14 protein-coding genes are annotated in these 16,001 nt (G+C 63.7%); 9 read left to right on the top strand and 5 right to left on the bottom strand.

The window, feature by feature from the left end; translation table 11 throughout:
* Nucleotide 1 precedes the first annotated feature (1 nt).
* The gene (locus AAGW05_RS07360; protein ID WP_411803844.1) at nt 2-832 is read left to right on the top strand and encodes a GNAT family N-acetyltransferase; all 831 of its coding nucleotides are present in this window, start codon (nt 2-4) and stop codon (nt 830-832) included.
* Nucleotides 833-1,253: 421 nt separating this feature from the next.
* Here AAGW05_RS07360 and AAGW05_RS07355 read toward each other — a convergent pair whose 3' ends face one another.
* A complete protein-coding gene (locus AAGW05_RS07355; RefSeq protein WP_411803843.1) occupies nt 1,254-1,916 on the bottom strand; it encodes a TetR/AcrR family transcriptional regulator in 663 nt (220 codons plus the stop codon).
* A gap of 96 nt (nt 1,917-2,012) precedes the next feature.
* Here AAGW05_RS07355 and AAGW05_RS07350 point away from each other — a divergent pair, with 96 nt between their 5' ends.
* The 4 genes from AAGW05_RS07350 (at nt 2,013) to AAGW05_RS07335 (ending at nt 8,321) form a co-directional block, all read left to right on the top strand.
* Complete coding sequence (locus AAGW05_RS07350; protein ID WP_411803842.1) at nt 2,013-3,119, top strand: flavin-containing monooxygenase; 1,107 nt, start codon at nt 2,013-2,015, stop codon at nt 3,117-3,119.
* A 416-nt stretch (nt 3,120-3,535) separates the two neighbouring features.
* A complete protein-coding gene (locus AAGW05_RS07345) occupies nt 3,536-5,239 on the top strand; it encodes a sialidase family protein (protein WP_411803841.1) in 1,704 nt (567 codons plus the stop codon).
* A gap of 508 nt (nt 5,240-5,747) precedes the next feature.
* Nucleotides 5,748-7,775 carry an FAD-dependent oxidoreductase gene (locus AAGW05_RS07340; RefSeq protein ID WP_411803840.1) on the top strand — a complete coding sequence of 676 codons (2,028 nt, stop codon included), beginning with the start codon at nt 5,748-5,750 and terminating at the stop codon, nt 7,773-7,775.
* Entirely contained in the window at nt 7,776-8,321 is a 546-nt protein-coding gene (locus tag AAGW05_RS07335) for a PadR family transcriptional regulator (RefSeq protein ID WP_411803839.1), read from the top strand.
* Here AAGW05_RS07335 and AAGW05_RS07330 read toward each other — a convergent pair.
* The 4 genes from AAGW05_RS07330 to AAGW05_RS07315 form a co-directional block, all read right to left on the bottom strand.
* On the bottom strand, nt 8,318-8,590 hold the full coding sequence (locus AAGW05_RS07330; RefSeq protein WP_411803838.1) for a hypothetical protein: 273 nt from the start codon (nt 8,588-8,590) through the stop codon (nt 8,318-8,320). The genes AAGW05_RS07335 and AAGW05_RS07330 overlap by 4 nt on opposite strands.
* Nucleotides 8,591-8,713: 123 nt before the next feature.
* A complete protein-coding gene (locus AAGW05_RS07325; RefSeq protein ID WP_411803943.1) occupies nt 8,714-9,457 on the bottom strand; it encodes an ABC transporter permease in 744 nt (247 codons plus the stop codon).
* A gap of 8 nt (nt 9,458-9,465) precedes the next feature.
* Entirely contained in the window at nt 9,466-10,305 is an 840-nt protein-coding gene (locus AAGW05_RS07320) for an ABC transporter ATP-binding protein (protein ID WP_411803837.1), read from the bottom strand.
* 92 nt (nt 10,306-10,397) lie between these two features.
* The gene (locus AAGW05_RS07315; RefSeq protein WP_411803836.1) at nt 10,398-11,219 is read right to left on the bottom strand and encodes a helix-turn-helix domain-containing protein; all 822 of its coding nucleotides are present in this window, start codon (nt 11,217-11,219) and stop codon (nt 10,398-10,400) included.
* A 193-nt stretch (nt 11,220-11,412) separates the two neighbouring features.
* On the opposite strand from AAGW05_RS07315, the gene AAGW05_RS07310 reads away from it, so the two are divergent.
* From AAGW05_RS07310 to AAGW05_RS07295, 4 genes are read left to right on the top strand one after another with little or no spacing between them, the layout of a single operon-like run.
* On the top strand, nt 11,413-12,834 hold the full coding sequence (locus AAGW05_RS07310; RefSeq protein WP_411803835.1) for a hypothetical protein: 1,422 nt from the start codon (nt 11,413-11,415) through the stop codon (nt 12,832-12,834).
* Nucleotides 12,835-12,839: 5 nt separating this feature from the next.
* Nucleotides 12,840-13,769 (top strand): phosphotransferase family protein, encoded by a 930-nt coding sequence (locus tag AAGW05_RS07305; protein ID WP_411803834.1) that lies wholly within the window; start codon nt 12,840-12,842, stop codon nt 13,767-13,769.
* 2 nt (nt 13,770-13,771) lie between these two features.
* Nucleotides 13,772-14,656 carry a T3SS effector HopA1 family protein gene (locus tag AAGW05_RS07300; RefSeq protein WP_411803833.1) on the top strand — a complete coding sequence of 295 codons (885 nt, stop codon included), beginning with the start codon at nt 13,772-13,774 and terminating at the stop codon, nt 14,654-14,656.
* Complete coding sequence (locus AAGW05_RS07295; RefSeq protein ID WP_411803832.1) at nt 14,649-15,836, top strand: lanthionine synthetase LanC family protein; 1,188 nt, start codon at nt 14,649-14,651, stop codon at nt 15,834-15,836. Before AAGW05_RS07300 ends, AAGW05_RS07295 begins: the two co-directional genes overlap by 8 nt.
* Nucleotides 15,837-16,001 lie beyond the last annotated feature (165 nt).

Genomic DNA, 16,001 nt, shown 5'->3' with positions numbered 1-16,001 from the left:
GGTGCGCGTCCTTGTCCACAGGGACACGGACGCGCTCCGGGCGCTGATCGCCCGCGACAGGGTCGCCAACGTGTTTGTCGATTCCCTCGTGAACCAGAACAACAGTGCTGTGCCCGCCTCCCAGGGCGCTGACATGCTCGGCTTTTTCGAGGACGACGGCGTGACCCTGGCCGCTGCCTGCTGGGTCGGTTCCAATGTGGTCCCCATCGAGGCAAACGCATCGCAGGCCACCAGTTTCGGCGAGTGGATCGTCGCCAATTGGCAGCCCCACGCTTCAATTTTTGGCCCCGCCGAGGCCACGCTGGCCATGATCGATGTCCTGCGCAAGGCAGGAATCCAGGCCCAGGAGGTTCGCGCCAACCAGCCGCTGCTGGCCATTTCAGGACCGCCGAAGGTGGCGCCCAACCCGCTGCTGGCCGTCAGCGAAAGCAGCCAGTTCAGCGATATCCTCACAGCCGCAGCTGCCATGTTCGAGGAAGAAGTGGGATACTCACCTTTCCTTGGCGGCGAGGCAAACTACCGGCGCCGCGTCGCCTGGCTGATCAGCAACGGCTATTCGTTCAGCCACGACGAACACCAGGGCGAGGTCATCTTCAAGGCGGACCTCGGGGCAGTCACAAAATTTGCCACCCAGGTCCAAGGCGTATGGATGAACCCGCGCTACCGCGGCCTCGGCCTGAGCGCCGGCTACATGGCCGCCGTCGTCCTGCTGGCCCAGGCCCACGCGCCCGTGACCAGCCTGTATGTCAACGACTACAACGCCCCCGCACGGGCCCTGTACAAGCAGGTCGGCTTTGAACAGGTCGGAACATTCGCGACTGTGCTGTTCTAGTCCCCGCGCCCTCCCACAGCTCGCAAGCTCGCCGTGGGTCCCTCGGGCGCGTGGGCCCACCCGCGCCCAAGATGCCGACGGCCGGAAGAGTCGCCTCCACTCGGCCAGCGGGTTGCTGCTCCGTCGAAACCCGTGTCCAGCCGATCAGCATTGTCATAGCCTGATCCAATGTGTCTCATAACCAACAAAGGGGACGCCGATTCAGCCCGAAGGATTCGAGGCATGGTATTGAGAATTGGCATCTAAGGATGTGACTCTCAGCGCTAATTGGTAGGGTTCTCGCAGCGATATGTGGCACGCCCTACTGGGTCTCGCCGGGTTTCAACGCTCTGACCTACGGCTTTCAAGACAGCAGAGCACCGTCCCGGGCACTGCTGTGTGTCGAGGTACCACCTCCCAGGCTCCGGCTACACCATATCGTTCAGGCGAGCGTGGCGGACAGGGAGCGCCGGAGCCAGTCCCGGTAGGCGGGCACGGACCACCCCGCATCGGTAACCAGTGTGCGATATCCCTGGGGATGACCCAGGGACCAGATGGCAGCGGCAGCATCAGCGTCTGACATACCGGAGGTGAGCCCGCCGCGGGAACGTACGGCCGCGGCCGCCTCCGCATATCGTTCTAGGCGCTGCAGCGCGCGGTCCTTTTGCAGCTTCTCCACAACCGAGTCGACGGCGGCAGCCTGAGCAATGATGTCCATTACCGGGCCGATACGGTGATGGACATCCACGAACCAGTCGGTGAGTACGGTGATCAGGGAGTCGAGGTCGGCGGCGTCGGCGGTGCGCTTGCGCATCAGTTCAAGCACGCTCATCGGGGAGTCGAGGCCCGACGCTGCCGCGTCCAATACCGCCGACAGCACCGCAGCCTTGTTGCCCACAGAGTTGTAAATAGTTTGGAGGGCAACGCCGCTTTCGCGGGCTATCGCTTCGATGGTTGTGACCACATACCCGTGCTGGAGGAAAAGGCGGCCAGCAATAGAAATGATGTGCGCCCGCGTATCTGCTGCCTGCACGGCACGGCGGCCAGCTTTGCGGACAACCGGTACTCGGGGGGCCGGGTCTGAAGCGGAATGAGAGACAGGCATGTAATTAGACTATCCCTCTAGTGACTAGAATGGTATTCTTGTTGAATCCGCCGGGCACCACCCCGGAAGCGCCCCGGTCTGGTGAAGGAGCCAGCTATGAAACAGGATGTCAAGGATGTTGTGGTCATTGGCGGCGGGCAGGCAGGACTTGCCACCGGCTTTCATCTGCAGAAAACGGGACTGCACTTCAGTATTCTGGAAAGGTCGGCACGGGTGGGCGACAGCTGGCGCAACCGGTGGGATTCGCTGCAGCTGTTCACCCCTGCCCGGTACAGTGCACTTCCGGGCATGCAGATCCGCGCACCCGGCGGATGGTTTCCGGACAAGGACCAGTTCGCCGATTACCTCGAAAGCTACGCACGGCAATTCCGGCTACCGGTCCAGACGGACACCCAGGTTGTGTCGGTGCGCAGACTGGACGGGACCTTCGAGGTCCGCACCAGCGAAGGAACTCTCCTTGCCCGCAGCGTGGTGGCGGCGCCCGGTCCCACCACTACCCCGCGGATTCCTGCCCTCGCGCAAGAGCTGAATCCAGGGATCACGCAGCTTCACAGTTCCCAATACCGGGCACCCGACGCCCTGCCGGTGGGCGACATTGTCGTGGTTGGGGCAGGGACGTCGGGTGCGGAGATCGCGATGGAGCTCGCCGGCGCCCACCCGGGCGGAACCGTGTATCTAGCGGGTCGCCCCACCCCGCACATTCCAGACGCCGTGTTCCGCTTCGCCGGCCCGGTTTACTGGCAGCTGGTGAACTCGCTGCTGACCCTCGACACCAAGCCCGGACGCAAGGTCGCCGCCGGCTTCCATGACCGCGGTGCGCCCCTCATTCGGGTGTCCATGCACGACGTCGAGCAGGCGGGAGTCGTGCGGCTCCCGCGCCTCACGGGGGTGGTGGACGGACAGCCGGTGTTCGACGGCACGAAAGCGGCGGCCATCGCCGCGAACCAGAGCAGAGCCCCGGCGCCGGGATACGTCCGCACTATCATCTGGGCGACGGGATACCGCCCGGAGCTAGACTGGATCGAGGATCTTCCGGTAGGCGCGCATGGCTGGCCCGCCACCGTGCGGGGCGCCGTGGCGGAGCTGCCCGGGCTCTACTTTGTGGGCATGCCGTTCCAGTACGCGCTGACGTCCGGGCTGATCGGCGGCGTTGGACGCGACGCGGCATACGTGGTGGAACACCTCAGGGCCCGGAAAAGCTGAGCCGGTGGCCGGCGGAGAATCCCGTAATTCATTCGGGAATTACATCCAGAACTCCGTGCAGCCCACGCATCGAGGCAACATTGCTGCCCTTGGGGTGAATCGCAACGGTATATGGGCGGCACTAAATGTCCCCTTTGATGTCCGTTGGCCGGTCCTTCACCTTGCCTGCCGTCGTGATGACCGAGCAATGACCAATGCGCGGTGTGAACCGCAGTGGTACGGCCTCGCTTTCGTAAATGGCGTGCCGGACTCTCGAAAAGTCATCCCGCCGTAAAGTGTCTTGGCCAACGCGCACTATCGAATTGGCGCGACGGGTCGTAATATCACCTTAGGAGACCTCACCGAGCGTTTGGTTGACTATTCGCAATTAAATCCCAAGGCTTCGGCGATCCCGGGCCACTCCGTGGAGGTGCGTCATGTACAGGTTAAGATTGCTGACGGCGGCGGCTGCCGCCGTCCTTTTATTACCGATTCTCCCCGCAGCCGCAGCGGTCACGGGCGACCAGCTCGTGAACACCGGCAGCACTTCAGCGCCATTCTCCCAAAACAAGCAGAATGAGCCTGGTCTCGCCGTCGACGCCGCGCACCCTACGGTGCTCGCGGCTGGTGCAAACGACGAAATCGACATGGAAGCTTGCGCCGCGGGCGCGCCGAACACCTGCCCGTTCACCCAGGGTGTGGGCGTCTCCGGAATCTATTTCTCCCTAGACTCCGGACACACCTGGACCCAGCCCACGTACAGTGGCTGGAGCGCACGTGACTGTGTCGGACCAGCTGTGTGTGCAGCCCACGTCGGTCCGATCGGAACTCTGCCGGGCTACTACGAAAAGGGTCTGGTTTCCAATGGTGATCCAGAATTGGCATTCGGGCCGCGCAAGGGCGCGGACGGAAACTTCTCCTGGGCGGCTGGCTCCCGGCTCTACTACAGCAACATCGCCACCAACTTTGGGACCACTCGCAGCGATCAGGCATTCAAGGGATCCGGGGCGATTGCGGTGTCCCGCACCGACAACGTGGTGGCCGCTGCGAACAACGATGCCAGCGCCTGGATGGCTCCCGTCATTGTGAGCAAGCAGAGCAGTGCCACTTTCAGCGACAAGGAGCAGATCTGGGCTGACAACGCTGCCAGCAGTCCCTACTTTGGAAATGTGTACATTTGCAACGTCAGCTTCCGCAGCAATGGCCACGGGGGTGCTCCGGCGCCGGTTATGCTGCACCGCTCCTCAGATGGGGGTGACAGCTGGACTACCCGCCAGATCTCCGCCGCAGTGAATAACGCTCAGATCAACGGCCGCCAGGGTTGTGCCGTACGCACAGACAGTGCAGGCCGGGTATACGTGGTCTGGTCCGGCTTTACGCAGGCAGGCGTAAGCGTCTTCTACCAAGTGACCTCGGACAACGGCGGCGCCAACTTCACACGGCCGCAGGTCGTGACGGCGATCGGTGGTATCGGCCAACTGGATCCCGTCACCGGGCGATCCACCATTGACGGCGTCGCAGGTTCGCGGACCGACGTCTTTCCGAGCATCGATATCGCAAATGGTGCGCCGACCGGCGTAGGGGCTCTGAACACGGTGGTACTCGGCTGGTCCGATGACAGCGCAGGAACCAATATGGAGCGGGCCTATGTCTCCTACTCCAGTGACCGCGGCGCGAGCTATAGCCCAAAGCAGGCGGTATCCACCACCGGCGACCGCGCGAACCAGCCAGCGGTTGCCATTTCGCCCAATGGAGGCACGGTCTACATGACCTACAATGCCTGGCAGGCTCCTTGGCAGATGACCACTGCCAACGCGCGCCCGATGGAGGGCGTCGTGCTCAGCGGCCCGACTCGGGGCACCCTCGCTGAAGTTCATCGTGGAGTCTCGGGTGACGCCCGCGGCTCGAGCGCCAATTCACTGAATGCGGAGTTCCTCGGCGATTACAACTACGCGGTGGCGACCGACAGCTACGGTGCGGCCGTCTGGAACGATGTGCGTAACGCGACCGATTGCCCCGCGGTGGATGCGTACCGCGAGGCGCTGGCCAACGGCGGCACCCCGACCCCGCCCGTGCCGTGCCAGTTCCCAATGACCGCCTTCGGCAATACGGACATCTACGGGTACACCTCGGCACCGTAGGCAGATACGAGGTCGCTTGACCGGGCCGTCGCGCTTCTGCGCCGGCCCGGTCAAGAGGCGTGTCGTCACCTCGCTGCTCTCGCTCGGCTGGAAACTACCGGCATGCTTGGCTACGTCCATGACAGCACAGTACACACACGACGACTGGGCCAGCATGGCAGAGACCCTAGAGACCTCGATGCGTTGCTGTTGGACGGCGTCCGCTCAGCATTTCCCTTGCGGACACCATCTTGCTGCTTGCACGAGTACTGAAAATTGTTCTGCCGGGTTCGGGCAATGACACGTTGCCTCTTAACCCTATGCCGCCGACAGCCTCATAACCTCAGTGCCTCGAATCCCATGCCATTCAAGACAGCTTCAGCCGGGCTGAACTCCACCATGCACAGCAGCGTCCGCCATCGTGCAAGCGGCCCTTCTTGGGGCGCAGGCGGGGGTCAATGAGGCACATCACACTTTTACCTGGATGTGCGCTACGCTTATGCAACTTGTTGCGCAAAGGAGTGCATAAATGAACGCCGGTCAGTTTCCGCACCTGTTCGCCCCCTTGGATCTTGGATTCACCACCCTGCCCAACCGGGTGCTGATGGGGTCAATGCATGTAGGGCTCGAAGAACAGCCGGGCGGTTTCGAACGCATGGCCGCGTTCTATGCCGAGCGGGCCCGCGGAGGTGTGGCACTGATGGTCACCGGCGGCATCTCACCCAACGAGGCAGGCTGGCCCATGCCGGGCGGCGCCAAACTCAGCACCCCCGAAGAGGCGGCACAACACAAAGTTGTCACCGCTGCCGTGCATGCCGAGGGCGGCAAGATCGCCCTGCAGTTGCTGCACTTTGGCCGCTACGCCTCCCATTCACACCTCGTCGCACCCAGTGCAGTCCAGGCGCCGATCAACCCGCTCACCCCGCACCCGCTCAGCGGCGCGGAAGTGGAGCAGACCATTGAGGACTTCGCCAACGCCGCCCTGCTCGCTCAGTCGGCGGGCTACGACGGCGTTGAAATCATGGGTTCCGAGGGGTACCTGATCAACGAATTCATCGCCAAAAGAACCAACCACCGCAGTGATGAATGGGGCGGCCCCTACGAAAACCGCATGCGCTTCCCCGTCGAAATCATCCGCCGCACCCGGAAACGCGTGGGCGAAAACTTCATCATCATCTACAGGCTTTCCATGCTCGACCTGGTCGAGGGCGGCTCAACACTGGATGAGGTCATCACATTGGCTCGGGCCATCGAGAAGGCCGGCGCCACCATCATCAACACGGGCATCGGCTGGCACGAGGCACGCATCCCCACCATCGCCACTTCCGTGCCACGGGCCGGCTTCGCCTGGGCCACAAGAAAGGTCATGGGTTCGGTGGGCATTCCGCTGGTTGCCACCAACCGCATCAACACCCCCGAGGTCGCGGAGAAGCTTCTGGCCGACGGCACGTCCGACATGGTCTCCATGGCACGGCCATTCCTTGCCGACGCATTCTTCATGCGCAAGGCAGGGGAGGGTCGCAGCGACGAGATCAACAGCTGCATCGGCTGCAACCAGGCCTGCCTGGACCACACGTTCGTCGGCAAAACCTCCTCATGCCTGGTCAACCCCCGTGCGTGCCACGAGACGGAAATCATCATCAAAGAGGCAAGCAAAACCAAGAAACTCGCGGTTGTCGGTGCCGGTCCGGCCGGCCTCGCCTTTGCCGTGACAGCCGCAGAGCGCGGCCACACCGTCACGCTTTTCGAGGGTTCCGGGGAGATCGGCGGGCAGTTCAACCTTGCCAAGCAGATCCCCGGCAAGGAGGAATTCCACGAGACCATCCGCTACTTTAACCGCCAAATCCAGCTGCGCGGCATCGAACTGCGCCTGGACACCACAGCCACCGCGGACAGCCTTCTGGCCGAAGGATTCGATGAGATCGTGCTGGCCACCGGTGTTCTCCCGCGCACACCACAGCTCGACGGCGTGGACCACCCGAGCGTGTTGACTTACCTCGACGTGCTGCGGGAGAAGAAGGAGGTGGGCGCCAACGTTGCCATCCTCGGCGCCGGCGGCATCGGCTTCGACGTCGCCGAATACATCACCGCGCACGGCACCAGCGCAACCCTCGTGCCGGAAAAGTTCTACCGCGAATGGGGCATCGACCCGGACTACAAGAACCCCGGCGGCATCACCACGCCCGCCCCGCCCCGGCCCGACCGACGCGTGGGTCTTTTTCAGCGCAAGGAATCCAAGGTTGGTGCGGGGCTTGGCAAGACCACCGGCTGGATCCACCGCACGGCGCTGAAGGCCAAAGGCATCCACATGGTGGCCGGGGTCGAATACCAAAGGATTGACGACGCCGGACTCCACCTCCGCGTCAACGGCGCCGACACCGTGCTCGCCGTGGACACCGTCATCCTGTGCACCGGCCAGGAGCCACGCCGCGAACTGCAGGCGGGGCTGGAAGGAGCTGGCGCCGTCGTGCATCTCATTGGGGGAGCGGACGTGGCCGCCGAACTTGACGCCAAGCGTGCAATTGACCAGGGAACCCGTCTGGCGGCCCGGATCTAGATGTCTCTCACTCACGCAATCCTGACCTCGCTGATGGAAAAACCCTGCACCGGGGCCGAATTGGCGCGGCGTTTTGACAAATCGCTGGGACATTTTTGGCAGGCCACACACCAGCAGATCTACCGGGAACTCGGACACCTGGAACGGGGAGGACTGGTGGAGGTCCGGGAGATGCCCTTAAGCCGCGGGCAACAGCGCCACTTTCAGGTACTTCAGGCGGGACGGAACGCGCTGCAGCAGTGGTGCGCCGGGCAGGGCGAACCGCGCCCTATCCGGGATGAACTCCTGGTGCGGCTGCGGGCCGCTGCCGTGCTGGGAACGGTGGATGTCACCCCTGAAATGCGCCGACATCAGGAGGCGCACGCCGACTCCCTGCAACGGTTCGAAACCATTGAACGGAGCGACTTTCCTGAGGGCGGGCAACGCACCGCGGCCGATGAATTGCAGCTTGCTGTGTTGCGGGCGGGGATCGCGTACGAGAAATCGTGGCTGGCCTGGTGCGCGCAGGCCCTGGCCGACATCGAGCCCGGAAGCCAGCAGCCCTAGCTGCTGGCAGTGTCCTGTTCGCAAGCCTGGGCCGTGAGCATCCTCGCCGTATCCGACAGCATGGCCGCGGTCCGTCCGATCACTGGCGCATAGGAGGACTGCCAGGCGTGCCTGAAGACAAAGGCGTCCGGTCCCTCCCAGCGCAGCGTGGACGTGATGCATGAGCTGAGCTCGCTCCTGACTGACAACAGGACATTTTGCGCACGGAGTAGCTCACGGGCAAATTCCCGCAGGTCCTCGGGGTCTGCCCCGTACAGGCCGGTGCCCATTCATTCTCCCGTGATAGCCGTGCCGCCAAATCCCAACAATGGTGGTGTTCGGCGCTCATTGACCTTCAACACTAGGGCGCCGGCCGCGATCAGGCGATGGGCAGAGGTGCCCATGCGTCCTTCTCAGGCCGTCCGGCGCCGCAACGTCAGCGAAGCAGCCAGCAGCCCTGCCACCACAAACCCCGCAACCACCATTAGGTCAACGGCCAGTGCGGAGGTCGGAGCGGCGTGCGCTGCCACCTGCTGCAGCCCGTCAACGGCGTAACTGAGCGGCAAGATGTTTGAGATTGCCTCCAATACCCCGTTCATGTGGTCCCTAGCCACAAACAGCCCGCACAGCAGAATCTGCGGTATCACCACGACGGGCATGAACTGGACCGCCTGGAATTCGGTGGTGGCAAACGCCGAGCACAGCAGGCCAAGTGCCACGCCAAGAACCGCCGTCAAGACCGAGATCAGCACCACCCACCCCGCATTGCCCTCAATCTTCATCCCAAAGATCCAGTACGCAGTCGCCGTGGCCACCAAGGCCTGCAGCGCGGCCATGATGGAAAACGCCAGGGCGTAGCCGAAGAGGAGATCGGCCTTGTGGATGGGTGTTGTCAGCAGGCGTTCCAACGTGCCAGATGTCCGCTCGCGCAGCATCGTGATCGAGGTGACAAGGAACATCACCACGAAGGGGAAGATGCCAAGCATCATCAGGCCCACCCGGTCAAAGGTGCGCGGCACACCCGGCGGCAGTGACTCATTCTGGTACAGCCAGTACACCAGTGCCAGAAGCACGGCCGGGACCACAAGGATCAACCCGATGCTGCGGGGGTCGCCCTTGAGCTGTCGCAGTACCCGGGCGCACGTTGCCCACAGCATTGCAAGGTTCATGAGAGTGCCCTTCCGCGCGTGACGCCCGGTTCCTTCCCACCGGCGTCGGCCTCCATCGACGCGCGGATCAGCCGGAGGAAGGCCAGCTCAAGGTCGTCTGTCCGGCCGCTTTCTCGCAATTGCGCCGGCGTCAGCTGGGAGAGCAGCAGGCCGTCGCGCAAAAGCAGCAGGGAATCGCAATGCCCGGCCTCCTCCATCACATGGCTTGAGATCAGAAGCGTTGTCCCCTCTGCTGCCATGTCCGAAAATTGCTGCCACAAATCCGCCCGCAGCACGGGGTCAAGCCCCACAGTCGGCTCGTCTAGGATCAGCAGCCGCGGCTTGCCCACCAGCGCACAGGCCAGCGAGACCCTGCTGAACTGTCCGCCCGAGAGGTTTCCCGCCTTGCGTTTGGCCAGTTCGGAAAGCCCGACGGCGGCCAGCACCGCATGCGCGTCCTCCCGGCTTCCGCCGTGGACGGCGCCGAAGTAACGGACATTATCGATGACGCTGAGGTCCCTGTACACGCTGGCAGCCTGGGTGACATAGCCGACGTCGTTCCTGTTCCGCGGATCCCCTGCCGGACGGCCAAGGACAGTGACAGTGCCTGCGGCGATCCGTTGGACACCGACAAGCGCCCGCATGAACGTCGTCTTGCCGCTGCCTGAGGGGCCGAGCAGGCCGGTGATGCGGCCCGCCGGAATGTTGCAGGAGATGTTGGCCAGCACTGTTGTCTTGCCGCGGTTCACGCGCAGACCCTCAACGTTGACACTCACCGGACCGTTCATGCCCGAGGGGTCCGCCGGCACAGGGGCGAATGGAGGGTCGGGGGAGGGCATGGCCGCTCTGTGGGACATTGGGGCTCCAACGCTGCAGGGTCATGGACGTTTCACTTCAAACTAGACCCCGGGAAAGTCACTGTCCAGCATGTGCACCCGCGGACGCGAGCCTAATCATGGGACGAGGCAAGGGCCTGCGGGCGTGAATCGCCGAGCCGGCCCATGGTCAGCGTGGGCGAGAAGCCGCAGAAAGATTCGAACTCGTGGATCAGGTGCATCTGGTCGTGGTAACCGGCGTTCACAGCGATATCAAGCCATGATTTATCCGGAGATCCAACCTTGGCATCCAGCGCTGCCTGGAAGCGGGCCACCCGGGCGAACCTCTTGGGTGTGATTCCCATGTCCTGGATGAACAACCTCTCCAGCTCCCGCACACTGACATTCACATGCGACGCCAAATCCACGATCGTGATGCGCCCTGCCCGGCGCGTCAGCAAGGATCCCGCAGTGGTGGCGATGGTGGCCGCACCCCTTTCCAAGGCCAGCTGCCGCAGAAGGAACGTCTCGCTGATGCGTATTCTGTCAAGGAAATTGGTTGTTTCGGCCAAGACGTTCCACAGCGTCGAAAGGGAAGCCCCGAGGACGTCCGTCGAATCGTAAAAGGTGTCCACGATGGTGCTGATTGGCACACGGAACAGCGGCCACAGTGCGGTTGGTTCGAGGAAGATCGCGAACGAATCGATGGTGCCCTGGAACAGCAGGCTGGTGCAGGTGTGGGTGTGTGGTCCCACCAGCGACATGGGACTGCCCGCCTCGCAGCTTCCGTCAGCTGATTGAATCGTCAAGACGTCGTTGAAGTCGAAGTGGAGGACAGTCTCCAGGAATGCCGGCATGGGTTGCGCCTGAAAGGTGTCTGTCAGGGTGCGCTGGGCGAAGGCACGCACGAACGGGCGAAGCGCCGGTGATGCCTGTGCAGATTGCACTGAACGCATTGGTCCATCCCCCTTCCCCTGCTTCACGGGGTGCGTCGCATTTCTACTAGGCGAGGCGAATTCCTGCCGTGAATGATGTAGCTAAGCGCATCATCATTGATTCGTGGCAGAAATGCAATGCCCCGGGGGATGCACTTTTAGGGGCGGGAGATCCAAACCATTCTCCAGTGGCTTGGAGGAGTAGGAGCTCATGATGTCCGATGGAACCGAAAACCGGCAGATAGCGGCGATCCGACCTGTCAAGGAGTCGGCCGAGGATCAGATCCTCAGCGTTCCTGGCGTCGTTGGCGTCGATATCGGCGAGAAGATCAGCGGTGGAAAGCCCACCGGTGAGATGAGCATTCTCGTCTACGTCAAGGCGAAGAAGAAGAAGTCTGCACTGTCCGCCAAAGATCTGGTTCCGCCCATGGTTGATGGCGTCAAGACGGATGTCCAGGAGCTGGTCATCGAGCTGCAAGCGGCCATGGGAAGGCTGGAGGGCGAGCTGCAGATCGATGCCGGGACCTACACAACATTGCACGGTGGCATTGGCATGGGCCCATCACGCAGCGTGTACATGACGCCGCCGGACGTGCCGACGGCCGGGAATTATGTGTTTGTCGGAACCTTGGGTGCCATGGTGCGTGACCGGGCCAGTGGCGCCACCATGGCGTTGACCAATTTTCACGTTGCCGCCATCAACAGCGGCTGGAACGTGGGCGACCGAATGGTTCAGCCCGGCCGCGTGGATGGAGGGAACCCGGCCACCCAGGAATTCGGCGCGCTGACGAGGGCCCAATTGACTGAAAACACCGACGGTGCCGTTGTCACAGTTGATTCCGCCAAGGCGTGGGACTACACGGTGGAGGGTATCGGGGATGTTGCGGGCACCTCGACAGCGACGGCCGGCATGGCTGTCCAGAAGCGTGGACGGACAACGGAACATACATTCGGCAACGTCGCATCCGCGGATGCCACCATCAGCATCGACTACGGCGATGGCATTGGCACCCGGACGTTGCGGCATCAGATTCGTATTTCAACGGACACATCACAGTCCGCCCGATTCTCCGACCACGGCGATTCCGGGTCCACGGTGATGGACATGAACCGCAACGTTGTCGCGCTGTTGTTCGCCGGTTCGTCAGACGGCTCCACCACCTTCGCCAATCCAATTGCTGGAGTCCTCAACGAGCTCGGGGTAGACATCCTGGTGCGTCCGGTCATCGTGGTTACCAGGCCGCTCATTTCATGCCTGAACACCCGGATTCAAATCTGTGATCTGACGCGGCCCACCACATGCTTCATCCAAACGCGCACCGCGGTGTGCACGCTGACCCGTCCCGTGATCTGCGAGATCGTGACCCGCACGCCGGTCTGTAATATCGTGACCCGCACGCCGGTCTGTAATATCGTGACCCGCACGCCGGTCTGCAATATCGTGACCCGGGGTGGGTGCCCTGGGCCACATCCCGGCGAAGGCATGAACAACGGAGCGAATCTCGGATACGGCGACCCGACGTGGATGGGTTCCCAATACGACACGGGCCCCTTCGACGCGGATCCTTCCTTCGTCGCCGGCTACCTCGCGGCCCTCGAGGAAATCGTAGCCATCGAAGAAGAAGGCGAAAACTGAGCACCGTGACAGTCCCCGAGCTGGTCGCCCGCGGCATTGCGGCAGGCTTGCTTGCGGCCAGTGAAGTGCTCGACGGTGCCATTGCCGTGTACCCGCAGTCACGGAGCAACGTTGTTTACAGGGTTGAGCGCCACGGGGTTCCCTTCGCCTATGTGAAGCAGCGGGGGCAGTCATCGATGCTTGACGGGGACGACGTCGTATTCAACGAACGTGCGGTGCTCACGGAACTCGCAGGGGTGGGCTGCCTCCCGCAGGTATTGTCCATTGACGATCCGGGGGCCCTCTGGGTGAAGGCGGTGCCGGGCAGACCGCTCGCCGAGCTTCTCAGCGGCGGTGCCGAATTCGATGCCGCCTGCAGCGGGTTGGCACAATCGCTGGTGGAGCTCCACTCCTGGCCCGCGGCCGGGACGCTTTCCGGACTGCCCCGTGCACCTGAACCGTGGGCGCTGCGCCCCGATGAACTCCCGCCATCAATGGCCGGGAGTCCGCCGGACTCCGCGTGTGCGGCAGTCTTGGACCTCACACGGGAGCCGGACGTGCGGGCTGCACTCGAGCATGCATCGTCAAGGTGGACGAGGACAGCCTGGATCCATGGGGACGTTTCGGCGAACAACATCATCATCGATCAAGGACGGGCCACACTTGTGGATCTGGAAGGCGCCGGGTTGGGCGCCCCTGACTGGGATCTTGCGACCGCCGTGTCGACACTGGGTGGACTCGGCAACACCGGAACGGCATTCCTTACCGAGTATTGGCGGCAGGGCGGTCCGGCCCGGCTCGATGATGCAATGCTCACCGTCCGCGCAGTCCAGACAGCGTGGCAGGTGGCTGTGCTCACCACGGAGCAGGGCGACTCCTTCGTCGATGCGCCCGGGCATCTCGAGGCTGCGCGGAAGCATGCCGCCTCATTCGTGTCCACCCATGGCAGGCGATGAAAATGCACGGGTTCCCCGCCATCCACGCGCGGACTCTGGGTGAAGCGAAAGTACTGGCGGAGTCGCCTGCCGCAAAAGGCCAGGACCTCGCCACCTACCTCTACACCCGGTGGTATGCCGCAACGGGTACGGAAACCGGCCTTGACCCGGCATGGCCTCCCCTGGAAGGCATGTTGCGCGTCGCCCAATCTGAAGTGCTGGGGTGGCAACCGGCCCTCGTCCTGCGGCAGGGCGCCAGTGGAATCGTCCTCGCACGGGGCGCTGACGGCCGTGCGCGGGCCCTGCTCCGCGGTGGTTACACACATCAGGACGCCAGCGAACACATGGGCCTGCCGCCGCAACGGGGGGACTCCATCGTGGCGGTCCCTCGCTCCGGCGCCGTCGTCTCCGAAGGATGGTGGCGTACATGGGGTTGTGGCTGGGATCCACGGTCGGCGCCGGAAGGAGTCACCCGCGTGTACATTGGCCCGAAGCTTGTGGAACTGCCGGTCCTGATGGCTGCCCTGACTGTGACCCTCCAGACGCACGCAGTGCCGTGGATGATCAAGGTGGCCACGCAGGCCGGGAGCCTTGCCCGGCCCGACGCCGTCGTGCTGTATCTGAGGTCAACGGCTGCTTTCGAGGACATCGTGGCGGCCGCCAGGGACCGGGTGCGCAAGGAACCTGGGCCCGCGCTGACAGAGACGCTCGCCCCAGGGGTTTCTTGGGCGCAGGATCCCGGTGACGGACGCAGCTTCGGCGAAAGCCGGTGCTCTCTCGTGGCGACGGCGCTCCTGCGTGCATCCAACGGCGGCACCGAAGCATTTCTTGGCATCCTCCGGCAGGAATTTGTGGCAGCCGGGCTGGATCCCGCTGCCCCACATTTGTGCGGGAGAGCCAATGGCTGAGCACGAGCCGCTGCCCCTGCTCCGGGACGCGCTGGATCGATGTTTGGACGCGCTCTGTGCCACTGCCGTAAGGTCCGACGACCGGGCCGGGTGGCTCAGTTGGGACCTTGACGTAGACGGCGGACCCCGACGGATGCTGGGTGGACGGGCCAGCCTCTACGACGGTGATGCCGGGATGGCGTGGGCCCTTGCGACTCTCGCCAACGCAACAGAGAGAGAGGATCTGGCAGATCTCGCCACAGGTGCCGCGCGCAATGTGGGCGACGCCGGCCACGCGGGATTGCTGGCCGGGCAGGCCGGATTGCTGGCCGGGCAGGCCGGCATTGCGCTTGCACAGTACCGGGCGGGACAGCCATCACAAGGGCTGCCTGTCCCAACATCCTTCGCGGGAGCGGACCTCTCCAATGGCCTTGCGGGCCTGTTGCTGGCCCAGGTGCGCATGGGGCGCTGCGGTCAGGCCACCATCGATGCAGTCGACCTCCTCCAGGCAAACGCCTACAAGACCCCGATGGGTGTTTGCTGGCCGGAATCCGAAGGTCCCGATGGAAGGCCCCTCTGCGGTTTGGCCCATGGCAACAGTGGGATTGCCCTGGCTCTGGCCGAGGCGGCCGCAGCCTATCCGCCCTGTGCGCCCCAGGCCGTGGAGCTCGCGGTGGAAGCGCTTCGCTGGGAATCAGCCTGGTTCGATCCACTCCTGGGTGGATGGCCGGACCTGAGGACTGAGCCGCCCTCATACCCTGCGCTGTGGTGCCATGGCGCCGCAGGAATCGCAGTGGTACGGCTGCGGCTCCTGGGGCTCCCAGCATCCTTGGGGCTGCCCGTAAACATCCTCAGGGCCGAGGCTGAGGCCGCCGTCGTGGCCTGTGGCTCCGACCTGACGCGTGTGCTCGGCAGCGGCAGCATCCCACCTACAGGGCTGACGTTGTGCCATGGAATCGGCGGGGCACTTGAGGCACTCACGCTTGCCCATGACCTGTGGAAGGTGGTGCCCCACCTCGCCGCAGCACGCGAATTTGCCGCGGCCGCCGTCGCCGGCCTCGATGAGGACCCCCTTGCCTGGCCAGGTGGTGTCAGGGCTGCTGGCAGTACAGGACTGTTCGTGGGGGTCGCCGGAGTTGCTCTTATCTTGGCCAGATTGATCGACCCCGGGAAGATCTCCAGCCCTGCATTGCTGTTGTGACAGTGGATCCCACGGGCCCCGCGGGCAGGAGCCGGGCGGCTGGCTACCTGCGGGCGCCGGGCCGGGTTCGCAGTCCTTCCGCGGGCTGCGTGTGCCACAGCCACTGCCTGAACCGGTAGATTGGTACCAGCACGTCTGTATCCACGACTGCACCCATCAACTTCA

It is taken from the genome of Arthrobacter sp. LAPM80 (assembly GCF_046736435.1).
Classification (GTDB): Bacteria; Actinomycetota; Actinomycetes; order Actinomycetales; family Micrococcaceae; genus Specibacter.
The sequence above is the reverse complement of the archived record's forward strand: the minus strand, read 5'-3'. Positions and strand labels throughout refer to the sequence as shown.

What these genes read in the sequence shown, in the direction of transcription:
- AAGW05_RS07355 (WP_411803843.1), bottom strand. Translation starts at nt 1,916, where the DNA reads ATGCCTGTCTCTCATTCCGCTTCAGACCCGGCCCCCCGAGTACCGGTT.
- AAGW05_RS07350 (WP_411803842.1), top strand. Translation starts at nt 2,013, where the DNA reads ATGAAACAGGATGTCAAGGATGTTGTGGTCATTGGCGGCGGGCAGGCA.
- AAGW05_RS07345 (WP_411803841.1), top strand. Translation starts at nt 3,536, where the DNA reads ATGTACAGGTTAAGATTGCTGACGGCGGCGGCTGCCGCCGTCCTTTTA.
- AAGW05_RS07340 (WP_411803840.1), top strand. Translation starts at nt 5,748, where the DNA reads ATGAACGCCGGTCAGTTTCCGCACCTGTTCGCCCCCTTGGATCTTGGA.
- AAGW05_RS07335 (WP_411803839.1), top strand. Translation starts at nt 7,776, where the DNA reads ATGTCTCTCACTCACGCAATCCTGACCTCGCTGATGGAAAAACCCTGC.
- AAGW05_RS07330 (WP_411803838.1), bottom strand. Translation starts at nt 8,590, where the DNA reads ATGGGCACCGGCCTGTACGGGGCAGACCCCGAGGACCTGCGGGAATTT.
- AAGW05_RS07325 (WP_411803943.1), bottom strand. Translation starts at nt 9,457, where the DNA reads ATGCTGTGGGCAACGTGCGCCCGGGTACTGCGACAGCTCAAGGGCGAC.
- AAGW05_RS07320 (WP_411803837.1), bottom strand. Translation starts at nt 10,305, where the DNA reads ATGTCCCACAGAGCGGCCATGCCCTCCCCCGACCCTCCATTCGCCCCT.
- AAGW05_RS07315 (WP_411803836.1), bottom strand. Translation starts at nt 11,219, where the DNA reads ATGCGTTCAGTGCAATCTGCACAGGCATCACCGGCGCTTCGCCCGTTC.
- AAGW05_RS07310 (WP_411803835.1), top strand. Translation starts at nt 11,413, where the DNA reads ATGTCCGATGGAACCGAAAACCGGCAGATAGCGGCGATCCGACCTGTC.
- AAGW05_RS07300 (WP_411803833.1), top strand. Translation starts at nt 13,772, where the DNA reads ATGCACGGGTTCCCCGCCATCCACGCGCGGACTCTGGGTGAAGCGAAA.
- AAGW05_RS07295 (WP_411803832.1), top strand. Translation starts at nt 14,649, where the DNA reads ATGGCTGAGCACGAGCCGCTGCCCCTGCTCCGGGACGCGCTGGATCGA.